General features: G+C 33.9%; 16 protein-coding genes and 1 tRNA gene. 3 read left to right on the top strand and 14 right to left on the bottom strand.

Going from position 1 to position 19,113, the window contains the following annotated elements; translation table 11 throughout:
* Positions 1–40: 40 nt before the first annotated feature.
* From V7719_RS01205 to V7719_RS01195, 3 genes are read right to left on the bottom strand one after another with little or no spacing between them, the layout of a single operon-like run.
* A complete protein-coding gene (locus V7719_RS01205) occupies positions 41–1,177 on the bottom strand; it encodes a tetratricopeptide repeat protein (protein ID WP_335728028.1) in 1,137 nt (378 codons plus the stop codon).
* 18 nt (positions 1,178–1,195) lie between these two features.
* On the bottom strand, positions 1,196–3,283 hold the full coding sequence (locus V7719_RS01200) for a M56 family metallopeptidase (RefSeq protein ID WP_335728027.1): 2,088 nt from the start codon (positions 3,281–3,283) through the stop codon (positions 1,196–1,198).
* A gap of 2 nt (positions 3,284–3,285) precedes the next feature.
* Complete coding sequence (locus V7719_RS01195) at positions 3,286–3,648, bottom strand: BlaI/MecI/CopY family transcriptional regulator (protein ID WP_335728026.1); 363 nt, start codon at positions 3,646–3,648, stop codon at positions 3,286–3,288.
* Between the two features lie 484 nt (positions 3,649–4,132).
* On the opposite strand from V7719_RS01195, the gene V7719_RS01190 reads away from it, so the two are divergent.
* Positions 4,133–4,630 (top strand): DUF456 domain-containing protein, encoded by a 498-nt coding sequence (locus V7719_RS01190; RefSeq protein WP_335728025.1) that lies wholly within the window; start codon positions 4,133–4,135, stop codon positions 4,628–4,630.
* A 234-nt stretch (positions 4,631–4,864) separates the two neighbouring features.
* On the opposite strand, the gene V7719_RS01185 is transcribed toward V7719_RS01190, so the two are convergent.
* The 11 genes from V7719_RS01185 to V7719_RS01135 all read right to left on the bottom strand — a co-directional run bounded on the left by V7719_RS01185 (position 4,865) and on the right by V7719_RS01135 (position 17,609).
* Positions 4,865–5,533: a response regulator gene (locus V7719_RS01185; RefSeq protein WP_335728023.1), complete on the bottom strand. Its 669-nt coding sequence runs from the start codon at positions 5,531–5,533 to the stop codon at positions 4,865–4,867.
* 5 nt (positions 5,534–5,538) lie between these two features.
* Complete coding sequence (locus V7719_RS01180) at positions 5,539–7,461, bottom strand: tetratricopeptide repeat-containing sensor histidine kinase (RefSeq protein WP_335728021.1); 1,923 nt, start codon at positions 7,459–7,461, stop codon at positions 5,539–5,541.
* A gap of 212 nt (positions 7,462–7,673) precedes the next feature.
* Positions 7,674–7,847: a hypothetical protein gene (locus tag V7719_RS01175; protein WP_335728020.1), complete on the bottom strand. Its 174-nt coding sequence runs from the start codon at positions 7,845–7,847 to the stop codon at positions 7,674–7,676.
* A 363-nt stretch (positions 7,848–8,210) separates the two neighbouring features.
* Complete coding sequence (locus tag V7719_RS01170) at positions 8,211–8,456, bottom strand: hypothetical protein (RefSeq protein WP_335728019.1); 246 nt, start codon at positions 8,454–8,456, stop codon at positions 8,211–8,213.
* 246 nt (positions 8,457–8,702) lie between these two features.
* On the bottom strand, positions 8,703–9,695 hold the full coding sequence (locus V7719_RS01165) for a hypothetical protein (RefSeq protein WP_335728018.1): 993 nt from the start codon (positions 9,693–9,695) through the stop codon (positions 8,703–8,705).
* 227 nt (positions 9,696–9,922) lie between these two features.
* Positions 9,923–9,996, bottom strand: a tRNA-Asp gene (locus V7719_RS01160).
* A gap of 80 nt (positions 9,997–10,076) precedes the next feature.
* Positions 10,077–11,006, bottom strand: a complete 930-nt coding sequence (locus tag V7719_RS01155) for a DUF58 domain-containing protein (RefSeq protein WP_335728017.1) — start codon at positions 11,004–11,006, stop codon at positions 10,077–10,079.
* 143 nt (positions 11,007–11,149) lie between these two features.
* Positions 11,150–11,692 carry a ClpP family protease gene (locus V7719_RS01150; RefSeq protein ID WP_335728016.1) on the bottom strand — a complete coding sequence of 181 codons (543 nt, stop codon included), beginning with the start codon at positions 11,690–11,692 and terminating at the stop codon, positions 11,150–11,152.
* A gap of 100 nt (positions 11,693–11,792) precedes the next feature.
* Positions 11,793–12,116 (bottom strand): thioredoxin, encoded by a 324-nt coding sequence (gene trxA / locus V7719_RS01145; protein WP_335728505.1) that lies wholly within the window; start codon positions 12,114–12,116, stop codon positions 11,793–11,795.
* Between the two features lie 251 nt (positions 12,117–12,367).
* Complete coding sequence (gene dnaE / locus V7719_RS01140) at positions 12,368–16,753, bottom strand: DNA polymerase III subunit alpha (RefSeq protein ID WP_335728015.1); 4,386 nt, start codon at positions 16,751–16,753, stop codon at positions 12,368–12,370.
* 166 nt (positions 16,754–16,919) lie between these two features.
* Positions 16,920–17,609, bottom strand: a complete 690-nt coding sequence (locus tag V7719_RS01135) for a DUF6252 family protein (RefSeq protein ID WP_335728014.1) — start codon at positions 17,607–17,609, stop codon at positions 16,920–16,922.
* A gap of 268 nt (positions 17,610–17,877) precedes the next feature.
* Here V7719_RS01135 and V7719_RS01130 point away from each other — a divergent pair, with 268 nt between their 5' ends.
* Positions 17,878–18,408, top strand: coding sequence for a 30S ribosomal protein S16 (locus tag V7719_RS01130; protein WP_335728013.1), 531 nt, complete (start codon positions 17,878–17,880; stop codon positions 18,406–18,408).
* Between the two features lie 103 nt (positions 18,409–18,511).
* Complete coding sequence (gene rimM, locus V7719_RS01125; RefSeq protein WP_335728504.1) at positions 18,512–19,042, top strand: ribosome maturation factor RimM; 531 nt, start codon at positions 18,512–18,514, stop codon at positions 19,040–19,042.
* Positions 19,043–19,113 lie beyond the last annotated feature (71 nt).

Here is a 19,113-nt window from a genome sequence, read left to right as displayed (position 1 = left end):
TGAAACTGAAAAGTACAATTTTTTTGAATATAAGAAGCGTTTAGTTTTTAGCCTTTAAAAATTTCTCTTCTTTAAGTTCAGAGATACGTCGTGAAGCAAAACTCGAATAGAAACTCTTGGGATACTTTTTCTTAAAATCTTCATAGAGTTTAATCTTGGTATCTAAATCTGCATAATATCTATCCTTAGTGGTGATTATAAAAAATGCGGTTTGCATGTTTTCCGGGTTTTCCTTTATAGATTTCTCAAGGACTTCTATCGCTTCTTTATGTTTGTTCTGCCAGTTTAAAGCAATGCCTAACCTTTGATATTCATAATCCAAAGGAACATCTTTCATAACCAGCGCTTGTCTAATATACTTTTCGGCATTTACAAAGTCTTGAAATTCTAGATAATATGTTCCAATAACGAAAATAGCGTTGGCATCAAAAGGATTATACTTTAATGCTAATTTTCGCTGCTCTATAGCTAGCTCAAAATCGGAGTTTTGTGCATAACATAAACTTAATTTTTCATGAATAAACTCTGAAGATTCACCCAAATCAATCAGCTTTTGAAACCAGTCTCTTGCTTTGAAATAATACTCTCTGAAGAAATAGCTTTGTGCTCTTAAACTGATAAGTTCTACATTGTTTTCATATGTTTCCAAGCCTATATCGGTGTATTTATCGACCAAGGAATGCCTTCCTTTTTTTAAATAATTTTTGGCTAATTTATAAATGGCTTTTTGATGCGTTTTATCTAAGTCGTAAGCAGATCGATATCTATTAATGGCTGTCGAATCCTTATTACGTTCCATAGCCAATCCCATTTCGTAATGGTAATTGGGATTGCGATAATCGATGTTCATTAAATTGTTAAACACTTCAATAGACGCTTCAAATTTTTTGGTCTTCGAGAGTAGTTTCGCATATTCATAAAGTACCAATGCGTCTTTGGGATGCGCTTCTACACTTAATTTATAATGCTGTAATGCCATATCATAGTTTCCAATGGCTAAAAAAGCTTTAGCAATGTTATCATTAACTTCTGTTTGGTCGTCGTAGGTTTTGTAAGCAACAATAGCTTTACTATAATTACCATTACTGTATAGACTGTCTGCTCGATTTAAAACCGAAGTCTGGGCTTCGGTTTTAGAAATTAATATCAGAAATAGTAGGACTGGGAGTATTCTCATTAATATGGTTTTGATGATTTAATTTGATACTTGAAATGTAATAGGCAAACTATAAGGTACTACAACCGGTTGTCCTTTTTGTTTTCCTGGAATAAACTGTGGCAACGTGTTAATCACTCGTATGGTTTCTTCTTCTAATTTAGGATGTGGTGCTCTTGCTTTCACATCAATCACACGTCCTTCTTGATCAATTTTAAAAATAACATTAATACGTTGTCTTCCAGTTAAACCCAATTTGGCAGCTAAATCCATATTGAAGTTTTTATTAACGTGTTTTGCAACGTTATCCATCATACATTTTTTACGTTCTTCTTCTGAAGTAAACGTATCACAAAATGAAAATGTTGGCACTTGCTCGATAATAGCAAACGGGACTTCATTAGAAGCATATTTAAAGCTCTCTTTTGGTTTTTCTAAATCAACCTTACCCAAGTTACTATTTGAATTTCCATGCACCTGAAAAATAATTGGTAAACTATAAGGCACAATAACAGGTTTTCCTTTTTGTTTTCCTGGAATAAACTGAGGCAAGGTATTAATGACTCGTATGGCTTCTTCTTCTAATTTAGGATGTGGCGCTCTTGCTCGAACTCCAATGACATTACCTTCTCTATCAATTTTGAAAATGACATTAATTCGTTGTCTTCCTACTAAACCTAATTTGGTAGCTAAATCCATATTGAAGTTTTTATTAACGTGTTTTGCGACATTATCACTCAGACATTTTTTGCGCTCGTCGTTAGTTTTAAACGTATCACAAAATGTAAATGTTGGGGTTTCTTCTACTATGGAAAATGGGACTTCGGCATGAGAATCGATGATTTTTGTTTCAACATCTTCATTTTCTGTTTTAATAATTTCAGTTTTAAACTCTTCATATCTCGTGCCAGAAGCTTTAGATTCGGTTTTAAAAGCTGTACCATAATTCATGAATGACACATAAGATGCCCCATCTTTAAAGTTAACTTCGTGCATTGAGTAACCTTCAGGAATTTTCTCATCAATAGAATGTACCGAATAACATACTCTATTATTTTTCTTATCATAAGTTGCCCAACTCACGTAATTAGAATTAGATTTTAAAAAAGCTTCATAAGATTCGTGAATAACTTTAGTCTTTTCATTCATATCACTATCACCTAATCTCATGGTAAAAGAGTATTTACTTAAATCTTGTGTTTCTGAATTTAATTTTTCTACTACTTTATTAACAACCGTTTTTTGTGCATATGACGATGTATAAATGAGCATCGTAAATACCAGTGGCAACAAAAGCACATATTTTATCATATTGATTTGTTTGGATTTCGATTTACTTAACATAAGAATTCGTTTTTTAATTAATGAGTGTTTAAAAAATGGGTTGACAAATGAAAACTGCTGTGTCTCAAAAACCTGAGCCAACAAGTTGTCATAATAATCTGCTTTATTAGATTGTTTTACCGCTTTGGCATCTGCAATATATTCATGTAATGTGGCGATTCTATTTTGATAGATATAGACCAATGGATTGAACCAAAATGCAATTCGGAAGAGCTCGAAAAACAATAAATCTAAAGTATGCTTGTGTTTCACATGTACGATTTCGTGCTCTAGTATGGACGACTTTTCTTGAGCGTTTAACTTTTCGCCTAAAAAGATGTAGTGAAAAAATGAAAACGCTTTGGTACTGTTCATCAAATTAACAATTAAGAAATTTCCTTTCCATTGTTTTGGATGTTGAGATGCTAACCAAAATAGTTTAGTGATTTTAATGAGCAAAAGAAGCGTTGCAATACTCATTCCTGATATCAAAATGATGTTCCAAATTGACATTGATTCAGGTCCTAAATTGAAACCTGCTTGCATGGCAATTTGCGGATCTATTGTGCTTATGTTTTCTGAAGGGTTACCTATGATCACTTCAGGTAAGCGAATTACAAAATCCTTGGCGACAATTGTTTTTATCTGTTCGATTTTTATAAATGGAATCACTACTGAAAGTGCTGCTGTTACCAATAAATAAGCTCTGTTTAAATTGAAAAACGTTTCTTTCCGAAGAAAAACATCGTAGATGATTAAAAACAATAGTTGAAACGCAACAACTTGTAGAATATAATGTAGCATAACTAGTGTTTTGTTTTATTAATGTCCTTTAAAATGGCTTCCATATCTTTTAAATCTACGTCGTTTTTCTTGACAAAAAATGACACCATACTTTTAAACGATCCTTGAAAATAGTTGTCGACCAAGTTGTTAATGGACTGATTGCTATAGTCTTGTTTTTTAACCATTGGAAAATATATATGTCCTTTACCTTGCTTTTGGTAATCTACAAACCCCTTGTTTTCTAAGATTCTTACAATTGTAGAAACGGTATTGTATGCTGGTTTAGGCTGAGGAAGCTGTTCAATAATAGCTGCAACATTAGCTTTTCCTAGTTGCCAGAGGATGTGCATGATTTCCTCTTCGGCTTTTGTGAGTTGTTTCATTTGGTCACTTTTATTGTTTTAATATTGTCAAATGGTGCATCCATATATCATATACATCTATAAATTAATATTCTAGAGTATGGATGGTTCATTTGGTCACTTTTATTGTTTTAATATTGTCAAATGGTGCATCCATATATCATATACATCTATAAATTAATATTCTAGAGTATGGATGGTTCATTTGGTCACTTTTATTGTTTTAATATTGTCAAATGATGCATCCATATATCATATACATCTATAAATTAATATTCTAGAGTATGGATGGTTCATTTGGCCACTTTTATTGTTTTAATATTGTCAAATGGTGCATCCATAAATTTTAAGCATCTATGAATTACTATTTAAGAGAATGGATGGTACTTATGATAATTCAATATTCAAATATAACTAAAAACTTAGTTCAAACTAAACATTTAGTTTTAAAATGTAACAATTTTAACTTTTGTGCGTCTACTAAGTAGAATTTTAAATCGTTTTAATGGACATATTTCTAGTCATTTTAGCTGCCTTTTTTATGGTTTTAGGAATCGTTGGTAGTTTCCTCCCTATTTTACCAGGACCTCTAACTAGTTGGGTTGGGTTACTCATTTTTCATCTAACAGATGTCGTACCTATGAACTGGACATTTTTAATTATTACACTAATCATTGCCATTGGTATTTGGATATTGGATTATATTATTCCTGCTATGGGAACTAAGCGCTTTGGAGGCACAAAAGCTGGAATGATAGGCACCTCCATAGGTTTGTTAGTTGGATTATTTGCACCAATACCAGGCGGCATAATTATTGGCCCTTTCTTTGGTGCATTAATTGGTGAGCTAATAAATAAAAGTGAGTTTGATAAAGCGCTTAAAGCTGCGTTTGGATCTTTTTTAGGTTTTATTGCTTCTACGTTTATAAAGTTTATAGTCGCCATAATATTTATGGGATTCTTTATAGTGAAAGTTATAGATTATAAAGACGTATTGTTTTAAAAGAAAAACCTAACACCTGTTGAGAAGTGTTAGGTTTTAATTCTTTGCTATTAACTCAACAAATTACTTAGAGGGATTAATTAATTTTGTTGACTTATCAAATATATCTATAGTTTTTAACTTTTTGTTACGGAAAAACCGTAGACTTGATGCGGAAAAACCGTAGTTTCCAGCAGAAATAAGCCTTTCAAGAGCACTTGAAATCACGAAAAACCGTAATTTTAACAGTATCTTTTAAAGAAAACCTTTTTTTCGAGCCTCATTAATTAACGATTCGTCTTTCCCATCGGAAATAGAGAACAGAATTTTAAGTTGCTTTTTACGCTTTTCTATCGCACTCATAGACAGATCGATATACTCTATCAAGCTTCTTGTTTTAATTCCGTTAGATAGAAGATGTAGAATTTTTCGATTGATTTCATCAACATAAATTTCGTTGATTACCGATTTATTTAAGTAGTTACTCACAGTACTACTGTAGTATGGAGGATCTTGTAAAATGTGTTGAAAGGCTTCAGCCAACTCACTAGAGGTTAAATCACTCTTTATTAAAAACCCATCAGGATTAATCTCTTTAACAATGCTATGAATACGATAAGATTCATTAAACATAGTAAGAATAATGACTTTTGCATTGGGAAGGATAGCTCGTGAAATTTTTGCTAAATCTTCACCTGAAGTTATTTTTCCGTCGGAAGAAGCTGGTAAACTAATATCAAAAAAACAAACATCATAATGCTTTTGGTTCGCTGCCTTTTGCATTAATAAGTTTGCAGAATCGCATGTATTTGCCGTATCAATGACTAACGTTTGATTGTCTTTTTTGGTTGCCATCAACGTATTTTGATACCCTTCAATAATGATTGGATGATCATCAACCATCAATATATGAATCTGTTGCATTGTCTCTAATTTTTGTAAGGTATTGTAATACTAACTTCGGTCCCTTTATTTATAATAGAGTTAAATTCAGCTGTCCCTTCAACCTCATTTACTCTCGAATTTATATTTTTGATGCCAATCCCTTTTTTACTTTTATTGACATCAAACCCTTCTCCATCATCAATTACTACTAGGCAAATTACATTATTTTTTAATTGAATGCTAATATTTACAGCCTTAGCATTGGCATGTTTATAAATATTTTGAAGCGATTCTTGTATGATCCTGTAGATATTGATTTTAGTTTTGTTAGGTACAACTTCCCAATTGATATCATCTGTATAATTAAATGAAGATCCTAATTGATAGGCTTTAATTTGCTTTTCTATCAATTCTGAAACGATATCCATAAACCTAGAACCAGAAACAAAATCAGTATTTAAATCATGTGAAATTTTACGAATATCATTTTCAATAGTCATAAGTTCTTTAATATAGGTTGACCTGTTCTGTACGGCTTCTTTTCCTTCGGAAAAATTTAAGCTATCCAAGCTTAGTCTGGTACCAAAGAGTCGACCTAACACACCGTCATGCAACTCTTCAGAAATTCGTTTCTTCTCTCCTGCTCTAGCTTCATCGACTTTGTCTTGTTGCGATAACATGAGGTTATAAATCTCTTCGTTAGCTTTTTGTTGGTCTTTTTCAAACTTTAGTTCTTTGTTTTTTGAACGTTGAGTGATAATAATGTATAATAAGAATAAGGTGACAAGTAAACCACCGGAAATAGCCAGCAGCCACATTAACTGCTGAGACATTCGTGCGTTTTCCTGTTCTACAGTATCAGTATCGTATTTTATTCGTGCAAATTTGTCTCTTACTTTTCGTTCAACATCAAGTAAACTATCGGTTAATCGTATATGTTCTTTAAGATAGAACTTACCTTTTTCGCCATCATCAATTTCAGACAGCATTAATAAAGCCTCTTGTCTCAATTCATTTGCTGACGCATTAGTTGCAATTTCATAAGCTTCATTTGCATATTTACTAATAGAATCTCTTTGGTCAATTTCTTTGTATAGTTTTGATAAATCTAAAGCAACATTCATTTTTAGGAATTCATCATCTAATTTTTCGCCCATTGCATAGGCTTCTTCAAATTTATTTTTTACAGTATCAAAATCATAGTTTCCAAATTCCAATTGAATATCTGCTATATTAGCTATGATTGCCGGATAAAATGCTGGATCTTGTTCCTCATATCTTGATCTTAACGGTATAAGGCTTTCATAAAGCTCAATAGCTTTTTTAAAATCACCCATTTTCCTGTATACGAATGCTTTATTATTTATGGAATACACCTCATTAATAAATCCATCATCAATACGTTTAGCGTATTCATTAGATTTATCATAATACTCAATAGATTTCGGATAGTTCCCTAGTTCTCTTGAAATAATACCCATAAGGTTGTATACATCCCATAGTTTACTGAGTTTATTTTGTGTTTCTGGCAATTGATTTAATATCAATATTGATTGTATTGCTGCCTCTTCGGCTCCAGCATGAATTTTTTCAATTTGCTGTATGTCGGCTAAATAAAGTAATGCTGTTGCTTTTGCTTCAGAAATTTCATTTTTAGGATAAAACTTGAGAGCTTTAGAATAAAAATAATAGGAACTATCATTTTTCTCTAAATACCTATAGAAAGAGCCTAAGTTAGATGTAGCTACTGTTATTGCAGAAGAGTCTTGTAGTTTTTGTGCCAATTTAAAATTAGACCTATTCAAACTTACATATTTGTCATACTCTTCGGTATGGAAGTACATAAGTGATAAATTTCTATGCGCTAATAAAAGAATTGAGTCATTTTTAATATTTTTTGCTATTTCTGAAGACTTTAAAGCAAAATTTAAACGGGATTCCAGTGGTTTATTTTTGTCCTTTGACAATTCAATCAATTTATTTATTGAATCTAGTTGTTTGCTCTGCGCAACAATAGTTTTAGCACCAATTAAAATTAATAAAAATGATAATATTATCGCTCTATACAAAATGAAATACTTTTATTTCAAAAATAGACTAAAAAAACAAATTAATTACATCTCATAAAAAAAGCTCTTGTTAATTAACAAGAGCTTCTTAAATTCGTAAATAGGACCTATTAACCTTGAGATTCCAATTTTTTGTTCTTTTTTTCTATAACTGCTACGTCTTGCTTGTTATACTTTTTAAAAGTAGGTTCGTCAGAATTATCAGCAAGAGCTTCACTGCTCTGTCCAGAAACGGTTAATAATAATACTGTAAATAGTAACAAAGTAATTTTCAGGGTCTTCATGTTTGTTAATTTTAGGGATTTATAAATTCAATTTAATTATGTTAATAATAAAACAGCATCAAAAATGCCAATTCGAGGGAAGAATGGATTATTAACTTTTGGGTGCAAAAAAACCCAACTAAATTGAGGGAAATCTAAATACCAAATGGTACTTAAACATGAATGGATTAACTAAGATTCCTTGAAAAGTGATTTTAGGGGCTTAAGAAGGACTCCAAACATAATACTTTTTAGGTGACAAACAAAAATAAATCCGATTAAATGTGTTTTTTTGTCGATGAAATACATAAAATAGATTTAAAATTGTTGATTACCTGTTAATAACTCCGTTTATTGGACGTTCGGATTAAAAGGAACTGTGTCTTAATTATCTGGTGTACCATCTATATCTGAATCTCTAACATCCTGAGAAAGAACTAATAACTGCCTATGAAATGGAAAATAGGTTTCCATTAACAGTTTATCATATTCTGCTTTTAGCCCAATGACATTATTACAAAGTTGAGAATTGGATTGGTTTAATCCTTGACTGCCTCCATCGTCATTGTGGCTGCAAGCGCATAATAAAGAAATGACGGCTAAAAAAATAATGAATCTAAATGATTTCATGATGTAATTGTTTTTAATAACATCGGAATGCATTAGGAATGTCATCATAAATTACCCTAAAACAAAAAAGCATCCCAATTTTCAATTAAGAAAAAGGAAAGCTATCTATTGGTTTAATAACTTAACCAACCGTGTTATCAAGGTCTCGCTTGGTTTGTCAAATAGCCTGCAGAACGTTTATGGCAAGCCCCTATTTCCCCTATGAATTAAAATCGTAGTTGCCTTAATAAAACAGAAAAGAAGTATTTATAATAATAAGTCTAGTAAATAGAATGCACCAGTAAATAATAACAACCCGACCAAACCAGCTACAAGAAATGTTTTGATATACACCAACACAAGTTTAAAAAATCCTGTATTGTGCGTATACTTAAAAATACTAAATATGCGATATAAAAGAAAAAGGGATATTCCGAAAATAATAATCGTTCCAGCACCAAGAGTCGCAACATGATCTTCTGAGGCACCTGCAATAGCTATAAAAGGGATATAAACAAAAAAAACAAGCATGCCCAAACCGTACATAAAAACAAATACGGTTTCTCTCGAAGTTCGTTTCGCTTTCTTAAAAAGTCGATGCGCAATAAGCCAATACAACATACACCACAACACGAAAAGGTTTAAGTAAACGACTTGTTCAATTTCTCCAATTTCTAACTCCTTCTGCTCCTTATCGTGCTCTACCTGACGTTTCAAAAGCACATAATCTGCTCTAGAGGCGAGCAAATATTTTTCTTCTTTTTCAAAATAGTCCTTGAGTTGTGTCACGGTTAAAGGCGTACTTTGCCCGGTAACCGTCATTAATTCTTGCTCAATATATTCAGAATATAATGAGTTATTGGTATTCTCATCATATTCTGGAGGATTATTTGTCTTGAATTCATCATACCATTGCAACTTAAAGACACTCATGAATTCATATTCTTCTTGCTCTCCCATGGAGTCTATGATTTGATCCCAAGCGGCTGGTTCTGGACTAACTTCTGATTTTAATCCCCAAGGTGAAATTGCTCCAATAATTAATGATACACCAATAGCAGTAAATAAAAAGGCCATGGGCTTTACTTTATTGTCCCATTGCTCAGAGAACACTTCATCAAAAAATTGCTTATGATTAAAGAAGTAATTTTTAAATGTAAGTACGAAATCGCGAGGACACATCTCTTCCCACCAATCGCGAAAAAGATTTGTTTTTTTGGCAGGCGGATTTGATTCAGGTAAATTATTTTGATCTTGCATAGTTGGCTTAAAATCTATAACAAGAAAGGTAAGAATAAATTACTAATAGCTAAAAACAAAAAAGCATCCCAATTTTCTTATTCAGAAAAAAGGAAAGCTTCTCATCGGTAAGAACTCAACAACATTGAGTTTCTCACAACTCTCAGATTTCTCTGAGAACAACACAACTATCTTTATTGCTTAAAAAAAGCCCCAATTTCTTGAAGCTTTAGTTTTGCAATTTTTAGCGGTCTGGACGGGACTCGAACCCGCGACCTTCGCCGTGACAGGGCGACATTCTAACCAACTGAACTACCAGACCGTTGCTTTATTGCGAGGGCAAATATACGTTCGATTTTTAATATCACAAACATTTTATAAAGAATTTTGACAAAAAAATCATTAAATAAATTTTTGTCGCTCTACCATGTAAGTTGTCAATATTTTATCGAATGGTTTATTGATGTCTGCCTCAACATATTTAATTTGATATTGACCACATTTTAATCGAATACTCTTAAAGTAATTTTCGACTGCAGTCTCATATCCTGCCTTAACTGTATCTGGATACAAATTGATAAACTCATTCGTCTCCACATCAATAAAACACTTAGGTGTATTGTCGAAATCAAACTTGAGTTCCTTATCCTTATCAATCACATGAAACAAGACCACTTCATGCTTATTATGTTTTAAATGTCGTAAGGCTTCAAATAACTTCTCCTCATCAGTAGATGTCTGAAACATATCCGTAAAAAAGAAAATCAGAGATCGTCTGTGAATATTTTCAGCAATCTGATGTAAATAGGTATAGGTTTCGGTTTGCTTATTGACCTGTTTTGAAACCACCATATTCCCCAACTGACTCAACAACATTTGATGATGACGTTCACTCCCCTTTTCTGGCGCATAATAATCGTAAGCATCACTATAAATACTCAAACCTACGGCATCACGTTGCTTTTTTAAGATATGCATTAACGCTGCTGAAGCCAATGCAGAAAAGCCAATCTTATTCAAATGAGAAATACTGAAATCTTTTACTTCAGGATAGTGCATCGAACTACTATTATCTATAATAAGATGGCAACGTAAATTGGTTTCGTCGTCATAACGCTTGGTATACAACTTATCTGTTTTGGCATACAGTTTCCAATCGATATGACGCGTGCTTTCTCCTTGATTGTAGATTTTATGTTCGGCAAACTCTGCAGAGAACCCATGAAATGGACTCTTATGCATTCCTGCAATAAAACCTTCCACCACTTGTTTTGCAAGTAGCTCTAGGTTTTTAAAGCCGCCTGCTTTATTGAGTTCTGCCTGTAGATTCATTTCTTTTAATATTAGACCGCTTCGGTTTTATAATCAAGAACAAAGACTTAAATACGTTTAAATTGGGTATTAACCTCTTAAATAAAATAACGTCTTTTACTTAGTTTTATTAAGTCTATACTCTGTTTTCTATAATCTTAACTCTAGATAATTCCGTCTACAATTCCGTAAGCTTTAGATTCCTCTGCTCCCATCCAATGGTCACGATTAAAATCTTTCATCACTTTATCAAAATCTTGTCCGCAATTATCAGCTAAAATTTTAGCGCTCAACTCTTTGGTCTTTACAATTTCTTGTGCTGTAATTTCAATATCACTTGCTTGACCTTGTGCGCCACCACTTGGTTGATGAATCATCACTCGTGCATGTGGTTGGATAAAGCGTTTACCTTTAGTTCCAACAGATAATAATATAGATCCCATTGATGCTGCCAATCCTGTACAAATCGTCGATACATCACTATTTAAGGATTTAATGCAATCGTACATCGCAAATCCAGAAGTGACATAACCTCCAGGGCTATTTATATATAAATGAATGTCTTTAGTTTCTAAAGCGTCTAAATACAATAACCGATCAATCACATGCTTTGCCGATTTATCATCTACCATTCCCCAAAGAAACACTTTACGCTCTTCTAATAATTTACTATCTACTATATCTTGTGCTTTTGCTTGCTTGCTCATATATGTTTTGTCTTATATCTTAATATTAGATAAAAATAAAAAAAGGTTCACCATAATGGCAAACCTTTTATCATTTCTTTTAGATTATATCTGATAATTCTTATAATAAAGAATCGATTGCGTCCGTATAAGCATTTTTAGGAGCTACTCCTACCTGACGACCAACAACTTCTCCATTTTTGAATACCAAAACTGTAGGAATGTTACGTACACCATATTTAGCAGCAAACTCTTGATTAGCATCAACATCTACTTTACCTACAACGGCTTTACCATCGTATTCTGTGCTAATTTCATCAATGATTGGCCCAACCATTCTACACGGTCCACACCAAGCAGCCCAAAAATCAACTACTACTGGTTTATCACTCTTTAATACTGTTTCTTCAAACGTCGCATCTGTTATTTCTAATGCCATAATTATATTGTCTATATGTTTAACTTTATTTTAATTTAATACACAAAATTAGTCAAAAATTTTGCCAAACCTTACAGTGGCAGTATTTGTTTTGATTATGAGGTCATTGACGCATTGTATATTACTTTTTTGGGCGCATAAAACAGGCTCTCACTGCTCGCTCTCTTTGAGGAGCTCAAACATACCGTTCCATCCTTTGCGCAGAGGAAATAATCGATTATGCAACCAATAAGCTGTGTATTTAAAAAATGGCGCACTTAATTCAACTTATACCTCACATCATTGGTATCCAATTCATTTAAAAGCTCTTGAGAAATCTTTACTTTTTGCTTTCGGCTTGACATATTCAACTTAATTTTCTCATCGTTGTCATAGACAATAAAACTTAATGCTTTTTCACCTTGATGCATCCTAAATAAATCCTGTAGTATGGAAATACGTTGCTCTTTTAAATCTTTAATATTTAATTGTATGGAAAGTTTCCTAGCATACGTATCCATAACATCATGCAACAATTGAAAACTATTAAACTGTAATCTAGGATCTCCTTTTTTACCTGTATCTCGATTGACCCAACCTTCTCTGATAAAGGACTTCACATATACAAAACTATTTTTTACCAAAAAGTGACGATACTTGAGATACTCTTCTCCAAAAATTCTGAACTCAAAACTATCGGTATAGTCTTCAACCATAAAAATGGCCCAACCTTTACCTTGTTTACTTACACGATGTTGTATGTCTGTAACGACACCTCCAAAGGTTACTTCACGATTCACATAAGTTTCCAATTCATTAAACATGGCTAAATTACCATTACAAAAGGTTTTCATTTCCACCTTAAAATCATCTAAAGGATGTCCAGAAATATATACACCTACGACTTCTTTTTCTTGAGCCAATTTTTCCATGGTTCCCCATTCTTCACTTGGCGGAACTTCAGGTTCAGCAATTTGAACATCACTTGCAGCACCAAACAAACTTACCTGAGCAGAATTTTCATTCTCCTGATGTTTAGCACCATACTTTATCGCTTTTTCTAAAAATGTAATTCCGTCACCATCATCATGAAAATACTGAGCACGATGTGCTTCTCCAAATCCGTCAAATCCTCCAGCTAAAGCTAGATTTTCAAATGCTTTTTTATTAGCAGCCCGTAAATCAATACGCTTGGATAAATCAAAAATCGATTTATAATGACCATCTTCTTTACGATTTGCAACAATCGTTTTTACGGCACCATGACCTACCCCTTTTATGGCTCCCATTCCGAAGCGAACTGCTCCATCTTGATTCACAGAAAATTTATAATACGATTCGTTAACATCTGGACCCAAAACAGCCATTCGCATACGTTTACACTCTTCCATAAAGAAAGTCACCTGCTTGATGTCATTCATATTGTTAGACAGTACTGCAGCCATATATTCGGCCGGATAATGTGCTTTTAGATATGCTGTTTGGTAAGCAATCCATGCATAACACGTGGAGTGCGATTTATTAAAGGCATAACTCGCAAAAGCTTCCCAATCTTTCCAAACCTTTTCTAGAACTTTAGCATCATGACCATTGGCACTTGCTTGCTCAATAAATTTAGGTTTCATTTTATCAAGGACCGTAATTTGCTTTTTACCCATAGCCTTTCGGAGGACATCAGCTTCACCTTTGGTAAAGTCAGCCAGCTTTTGTGATAGCAACATCACCTGCTCTTGGTAGACTGTAATTCCGTAGGTTTCCTTGAGATACTCTTCCATGGCTGGCAAATCGTATTCAATGTCTTCATCACCATGTTTACGACGAACAAAACTTGGAATATATTCCATAGGCCCTGGACGATAGAGTGCATTCATCGCAATCAAATCTTCAAAAACTGTTGGTTTTAAATCTTTGAGGTGTTTTTGCATTCCAGGCGATTCATATTGGAATACACCAACCGTTTCTCCTTTTTGAAACAACTCATATGTTTTTTCATCATCTAATGGAAAGCTATCTGGATCGAGCAAAATATCATGCTTCGCTTTCACGATTTTAACCGTATCCTTAATTAAAGTCAAGGTTTTTAATCCCAAGAAATCCATCTTCAGTAATCCTGCATCCTCAACTACAGAGTTATCAAACTGAGTGACATACAAGTCTGAATCCTTCGCTGTTGCTACAGGAACAAACTTGGTAATATCGTCTGGCGTAATAATAACACCACATGCATGAATACCAGTATTACGAACTGAGCCTTCCAGTGTTCTTGCCAAGTTTACGGTTTCGGCTTCAAGGTCATCGCCATCAGCAATATTTAGAAGTTGATTGACTTTTTCTAAGTCTTCGGCTCTAAACTTCTTGCCTAATTCCTTTTCATCGAGACCGAAAATCTTACTCAGTTTAGACATGGTTGGAATCAACTTCGCAATCCGATCAGCATCAAATAATGGCAAATCTAAAACCCTTGCTGTGTCACGAATAGATGATTTGGCAGCCATGGTTCCGTAGGTAATAATCTGAGCAACCTGATTGGATCCATATTTTTCAATCACGTAATCCATAACACGACTTCGACCTTCATCATCAAAATCGATATCAATATCTGGCATACTGATACGATCTGGATTCAAGAAACGCTCAAAAAGTAAGTCATACTTTAGCGGATCAATATTGGTAATCCAGAGACAATAGGCCACCACAGACCCTGCTGCCGAACCACGACCAGGCCCAACGGACACATCCATATTTCGTGCTTCGCGAATAAAATCTTCAACGATCAAAAAATAACCTGGATACCCTGTATTTTCAATAACGCTCAACTCAAAATCGAGACGCTCTATAATATCATCTGTGAGTTCATCATAACGTTTTTTTGCGCCTTCGTAAGTTAAATGTCTTAGGTATGAATTTTCACCTCTTTTCCCACCATCGGCCAAATCGCCATCATCTTTAAATTCATCAGGAATATCAAAAGCTGGTAATAATACATCACGAGCTAGCTGAAATGCCTCAACCTTATCAACGACTTCTTGAATATTAGTAATGGCTTCAGGAACATCTTTAAAGAGCGCTTTCATCTCTTCAGATGACTTGAAGTAGTATTCTTGATTTGGCAATCCGTAACGATAACCTCGACCACGACCAATTGGTGTAGCTTGTTTTTCACCATCTTTAACACATAATAAAATATCATGTGCATTCGCATCTTCTTGCTTACAGTAATACGTATTATTGGTAGCAACAAGTTTTATATTATGCTTTTTAGCAAAGCCGATTAGGACAGGGTTTACGCGATTTTCATCCTCCTGATTATGACGCATGAGTTCTATATACAAATCATCACCAAATTCCTGCTTCCACCAAAGCAAGGCTTCTTCAGCTTGATTTTCACCTACATTTAAAACTTTGCTTGGCACTTCTCCATAGAGATTTCCGGTCAAGCAAATCAAATCCTCTTTGTATTGCTGAATTAATTTTTTATCGATTCTAGGCAAGTAGTAAAACCCATCGACAAACGCATGTGATGACAACTTAGCCAAATTGTGATAGCCATTTTTATTCTTGGCAGTCAATACAATTTGATAGCCATTATCTTTTCGGGTTTTATCAGTATGATCTTCACAAACAAAAAACTCAACACCAATAATGGGTTTAATTTCTTTTAAGTCTGAAGTTTCTCCTTTCTCTTCAGCTTCAGCAATTTTATCTTTTACTGATTTATTGTGATTATTAACCGCTTTCACAAAATGAAAAGCGCCCATCATGTTCGCATGATCGGTCAGCGCAACTGCAGGCATATCATGCTCTGCAGCAACAGCAACTAAATCTGTAATACTTATAGTAGACTGCAATACCGAAAACTGAGAATGATTATGGAGATGTACAAAATCGACATCTGCTAAGCCTGAAATATTTTGATTTATTTCAGCTTCGGAAATATCATTGGTTTGCAACTTCTGAAGACGCGCATTAATCTTCGCGCTTTCCTTCTTGAGGTTGATATGCTTTAATCCAATAAGTTGAATCGTTTGCGAATTCTTCTCGTTAAAATCCTGAAAGTAATCAGGTTGAACGTCTAGTTGCTCTTTGGTATACTCTCCCAATCGAACTAACTCAAAGAAGCAACGCGTGGTAGCCTCAACATCGGCCGTTGCGTTGTGTGCTTCCGAAAAGGGTTTGTTGAACAAAAACTGATGTAACTCGGTTAAGGTTGGTAGTTTAAACTTTCCGTAGCGACCTCCAGGGATTTGACAAAGCGATGCCGTGTGCTCTGTACAAGTATCTAAAACTGGAAGTTCTTGAAGCTGATTTGCAACAGTTTCCCTTACAAATTCAGCTCCCATAATATTGAGATCAAATTTCACGTTTTGACCAACTACAAACTTAGTCTTCGACAACGCACTATTAAATTTCTCTAATACATCTTGAAGTGGTATACCCTGTTCTTGCGCCAATTCGGTAGAAATTCCATGAATCTTTTCGGCATCATAGGGAATATTAAACCCTTCAGGTTGCACCAAATAATCTTGATGATCGACACAGTTACCCATCTCATCATGTAATTGCCATGCAATTTGAATACATCTTGGCCAATTATCAACATCTGTAATTGGTGCATCCCATCGTTTTGGTAATCCTGTGGTTTCGGTATCGAAGATTAAATACATGTAGTTCTTTGCCCTTTAATTGTATAAACTTCAGAAGAAAAATCTCTAGAAGTAAGTCCATAAAATTACGAAGAAACTTCTCTTTTTTAAAGCTAAAGTTATGAACAGTTTTAAACAAAAAAACAGCCTTAAAAGGCTGTTTCTGTATAAGTCTTTTTATCTACATTTATGGAATACAAGTTCCTAAACCATCAACTATTAGTTGCTGGCTTCCATCTAGATCACCACAGGCATCTATTTTACCAACTAAAGCTGTCTTATAAGCGCTACATGCATCTGTATAATCAGGCATAGTAGTACTTGTTGCATTAAATGCAGCCTGAGTAATATTTACTTGTTGAGTCGCTTGTAGACAACTACTTCCGTTATTAATTACAACCAAACCGCCCACAATTGGCACTTTATGAAATACACCCTCATTAAAGTTTACTGTTTGCAATCCATCATTTGTGAAAGCATAAAACCAAAACGTTCCTGTCATAGTCTTAGGAGTTGTATTAATGATGCTCTCAACAATAATTTGCCCCTCAACTGGATAAAGTGAAAAACTTGGATCTGGGTCATTTGCCGTAGAATAAACCACTCCGTTAGCATCTTTAACTATTGCAACATTTGGACTATCACCGCCTAAATTATAGACTCCCGCTGTATCATCTTGAGTTATCAATTGCAAGGTTTCAATATTATTAGATCCTTGAACTAAAAATCCTCCAAAGTCAATATCTGCAGCGTAAGATCTTGCTCTCCAAAGATTCCCGTTATAATTTCCTTGAATTGCTGGGGAGTTAAATTCTACTTCATCACCACAACTAAATACTAATAATATGGTAACAAGAATTAAGGCTAATTTTTTCATTTCAATTTGGTTTCAATATTGTTTTCACAAATTTAATAACGTTTAAAGAGCCCCAAAAGTATAATAAAATTTCAATATGAACTCAACTTAGGTTTTTTATTAGCCGAAAAGCAATATGATAGGACGAAATCATAGGTTAAAGATTAATCAATAAAGACCGGAAGCGTTCTTACTTAATTTCAAATAAAATGTTGAGAATTAAATTATTGTATTATCTTTGCGCCTCATTAATAATAGAGGTCGCGAACCTCACAAATTAATTAAATATATGCCTGTAAAAATTAGATTACAAAGACACGGTAAAAAAGGGAAACCTTATTATTGGATCGTTGCAGCAGATGCACGATCAAAAAGAGATGGTAAATACTTAGAGAAATTAGGTGCTTACAATCCTAACACTAATCCAGCAACTGTAGAATTAAATGTTGATGGTACAGTACAATGGTTACAGAATGGTGCTCAACCAACTGATACAGCCAGAGCAATTTTATCTTATAAAGGTGCAATGCTCAAAAACCACTTAGCTGGTGGTGTATCAAAAGGTGCTTTAACTGAAGAACAAGCAGAAGCAAAGTTTGATGCTTGGTTACAAGAAAAAGCAGGAAAAGTACAAGCTAAAGAAGCTGGTTTATCTGAAATACAATCTAAAGCTAAAGCTGATGCGTTAGACGCTGAGAAAGCAGTTAACGAAGCAAGAATTGCAGCTGCGGCTCCTGTTGTTGAAGAAGAAGCAACTGAAGAAGCAACTGAAGAAGCACAAGTTGAAGGTGAAGTTACAGCTTCAAACGAAGAAGAATAGAAAATTATTTTTTATACTTTTAAACCCAGACCATTTGCGTCTGGGTTTTTTATTTTAAAGTCATACGCTTTCCAATACTTTGGAAAACAAAATCACACTTCAAATGCAAAAAAAAGACTGCTTCTTTCTTGGTAAGATTGTCAAAAAATACAGTTTTAAAGGCGAACTATTAGTCAAATTAGATACTGACGAACCTGAGCTTTATGAAAACATGGACTCTGTTTTTATAGAAGTTCGCGATAAGCTCCTTCCCTTTTTTATAGAATCCTCTCAACTGCACAAATCTGAATTATTACGTGTCAAGTTCGAAGATGTAGATACGGAAGAAGATGCAGATGCACTTATGAAAAGTGGTTTATACTTACCTCTTGAATTTTTACCAAAACTTGATAATGATAAGTTTTACTTTCATGAAATTATCGGATTTAAAGTTGAAGACAAAAATTTTGGCCATGTAGGGATTATCAAATCTATTAATGACTCTACCGCGCAATCACTTTTTGAAATTGATAGGGACGGAATAGAGATCTTAATTCCAATGAATGATGAGTTTATCTCCAAAGTAGATAAGACAAATAAAACCATTTTTATGAATACTCCTGAGGGCTTGATTGATTTGTATTTAGAAGAATAAATCTATCATTCAGAGTAAAGCGACGAATCTCACAAATAAAAGAACTAGATTCTTCAGTTACTCCGATAGTT

The organism is Psychroserpens sp. (genome assembly GCF_036960315.1).
In the GTDB taxonomy this organism is placed as follows: domain Bacteria; phylum Bacteroidota; class Bacteroidia; order Flavobacteriales; family Flavobacteriaceae; genus Psychroserpens.
Note: the sequence above shows the minus strand (reverse complement) of the source record. Positions and strands in the feature narration are given on the sequence as shown.

Bases quoted from the DNA above. Each gene is read 5' to 3' on its own strand.
- V7719_RS01205 (WP_335728028.1), bottom strand. From the start codon at position 1,177: ATGAGAATACTCCCAGTCCTACTATTTCTGATATTAATTTCTAAAACC.
- V7719_RS01200 (WP_335728027.1), bottom strand. From the start codon at position 3,283: ATGCTACATTATATTCTACAAGTTGTTGCGTTTCAACTATTGTTTTTA.
- V7719_RS01195 (WP_335728026.1), bottom strand. From the start codon at position 3,648: ATGAAACAACTCACAAAAGCCGAAGAGGAAATCATGCACATCCTCTGG.
- V7719_RS01190 (WP_335728025.1), top strand. From the start codon at position 4,133: ATGGACATATTTCTAGTCATTTTAGCTGCCTTTTTTATGGTTTTAGGA.
- V7719_RS01185 (WP_335728023.1), bottom strand. From the start codon at position 5,533: ATGCAACAGATTCATATATTGATGGTTGATGATCATCCAATCATTATT.
- V7719_RS01175 (WP_335728020.1), bottom strand. From the start codon at position 7,847: ATGAAGACCCTGAAAATTACTTTGTTACTATTTACAGTATTATTATTA.
- V7719_RS01170 (WP_335728019.1), bottom strand. From the start codon at position 8,456: ATGAAATCATTTAGATTCATTATTTTTTTAGCCGTCATTTCTTTATTA.
- V7719_RS01165 (WP_335728018.1), bottom strand. From the start codon at position 9,695: ATGCAAGATCAAAATAATTTACCTGAATCAAATCCGCCTGCCAAAAAA.
- V7719_RS01155 (WP_335728017.1), bottom strand. From the start codon at position 11,006: ATGAATCTACAGGCAGAACTCAATAAAGCAGGCGGCTTTAAAAACCTA.
- V7719_RS01150 (WP_335728016.1), bottom strand. From the start codon at position 11,692: ATGAGCAAGCAAGCAAAAGCACAAGATATAGTAGATAGTAAATTATTA.
- dnaE (WP_335728015.1), bottom strand. From the start codon at position 16,753: ATGTATTTAATCTTCGATACCGAAACCACAGGATTACCAAAACGATGG.
- V7719_RS01135 (WP_335728014.1), bottom strand. From the start codon at position 17,609: ATGAAAAAATTAGCCTTAATTCTTGTTACCATATTATTAGTATTTAGT.
- V7719_RS01130 (WP_335728013.1), top strand. From the start codon at position 17,878: ATGCCTGTAAAAATTAGATTACAAAGACACGGTAAAAAAGGGAAACCT.
- rimM (WP_335728504.1), top strand. From the start codon at position 18,512: ATGCAAAAAAAAGACTGCTTCTTTCTTGGTAAGATTGTCAAAAAATAC.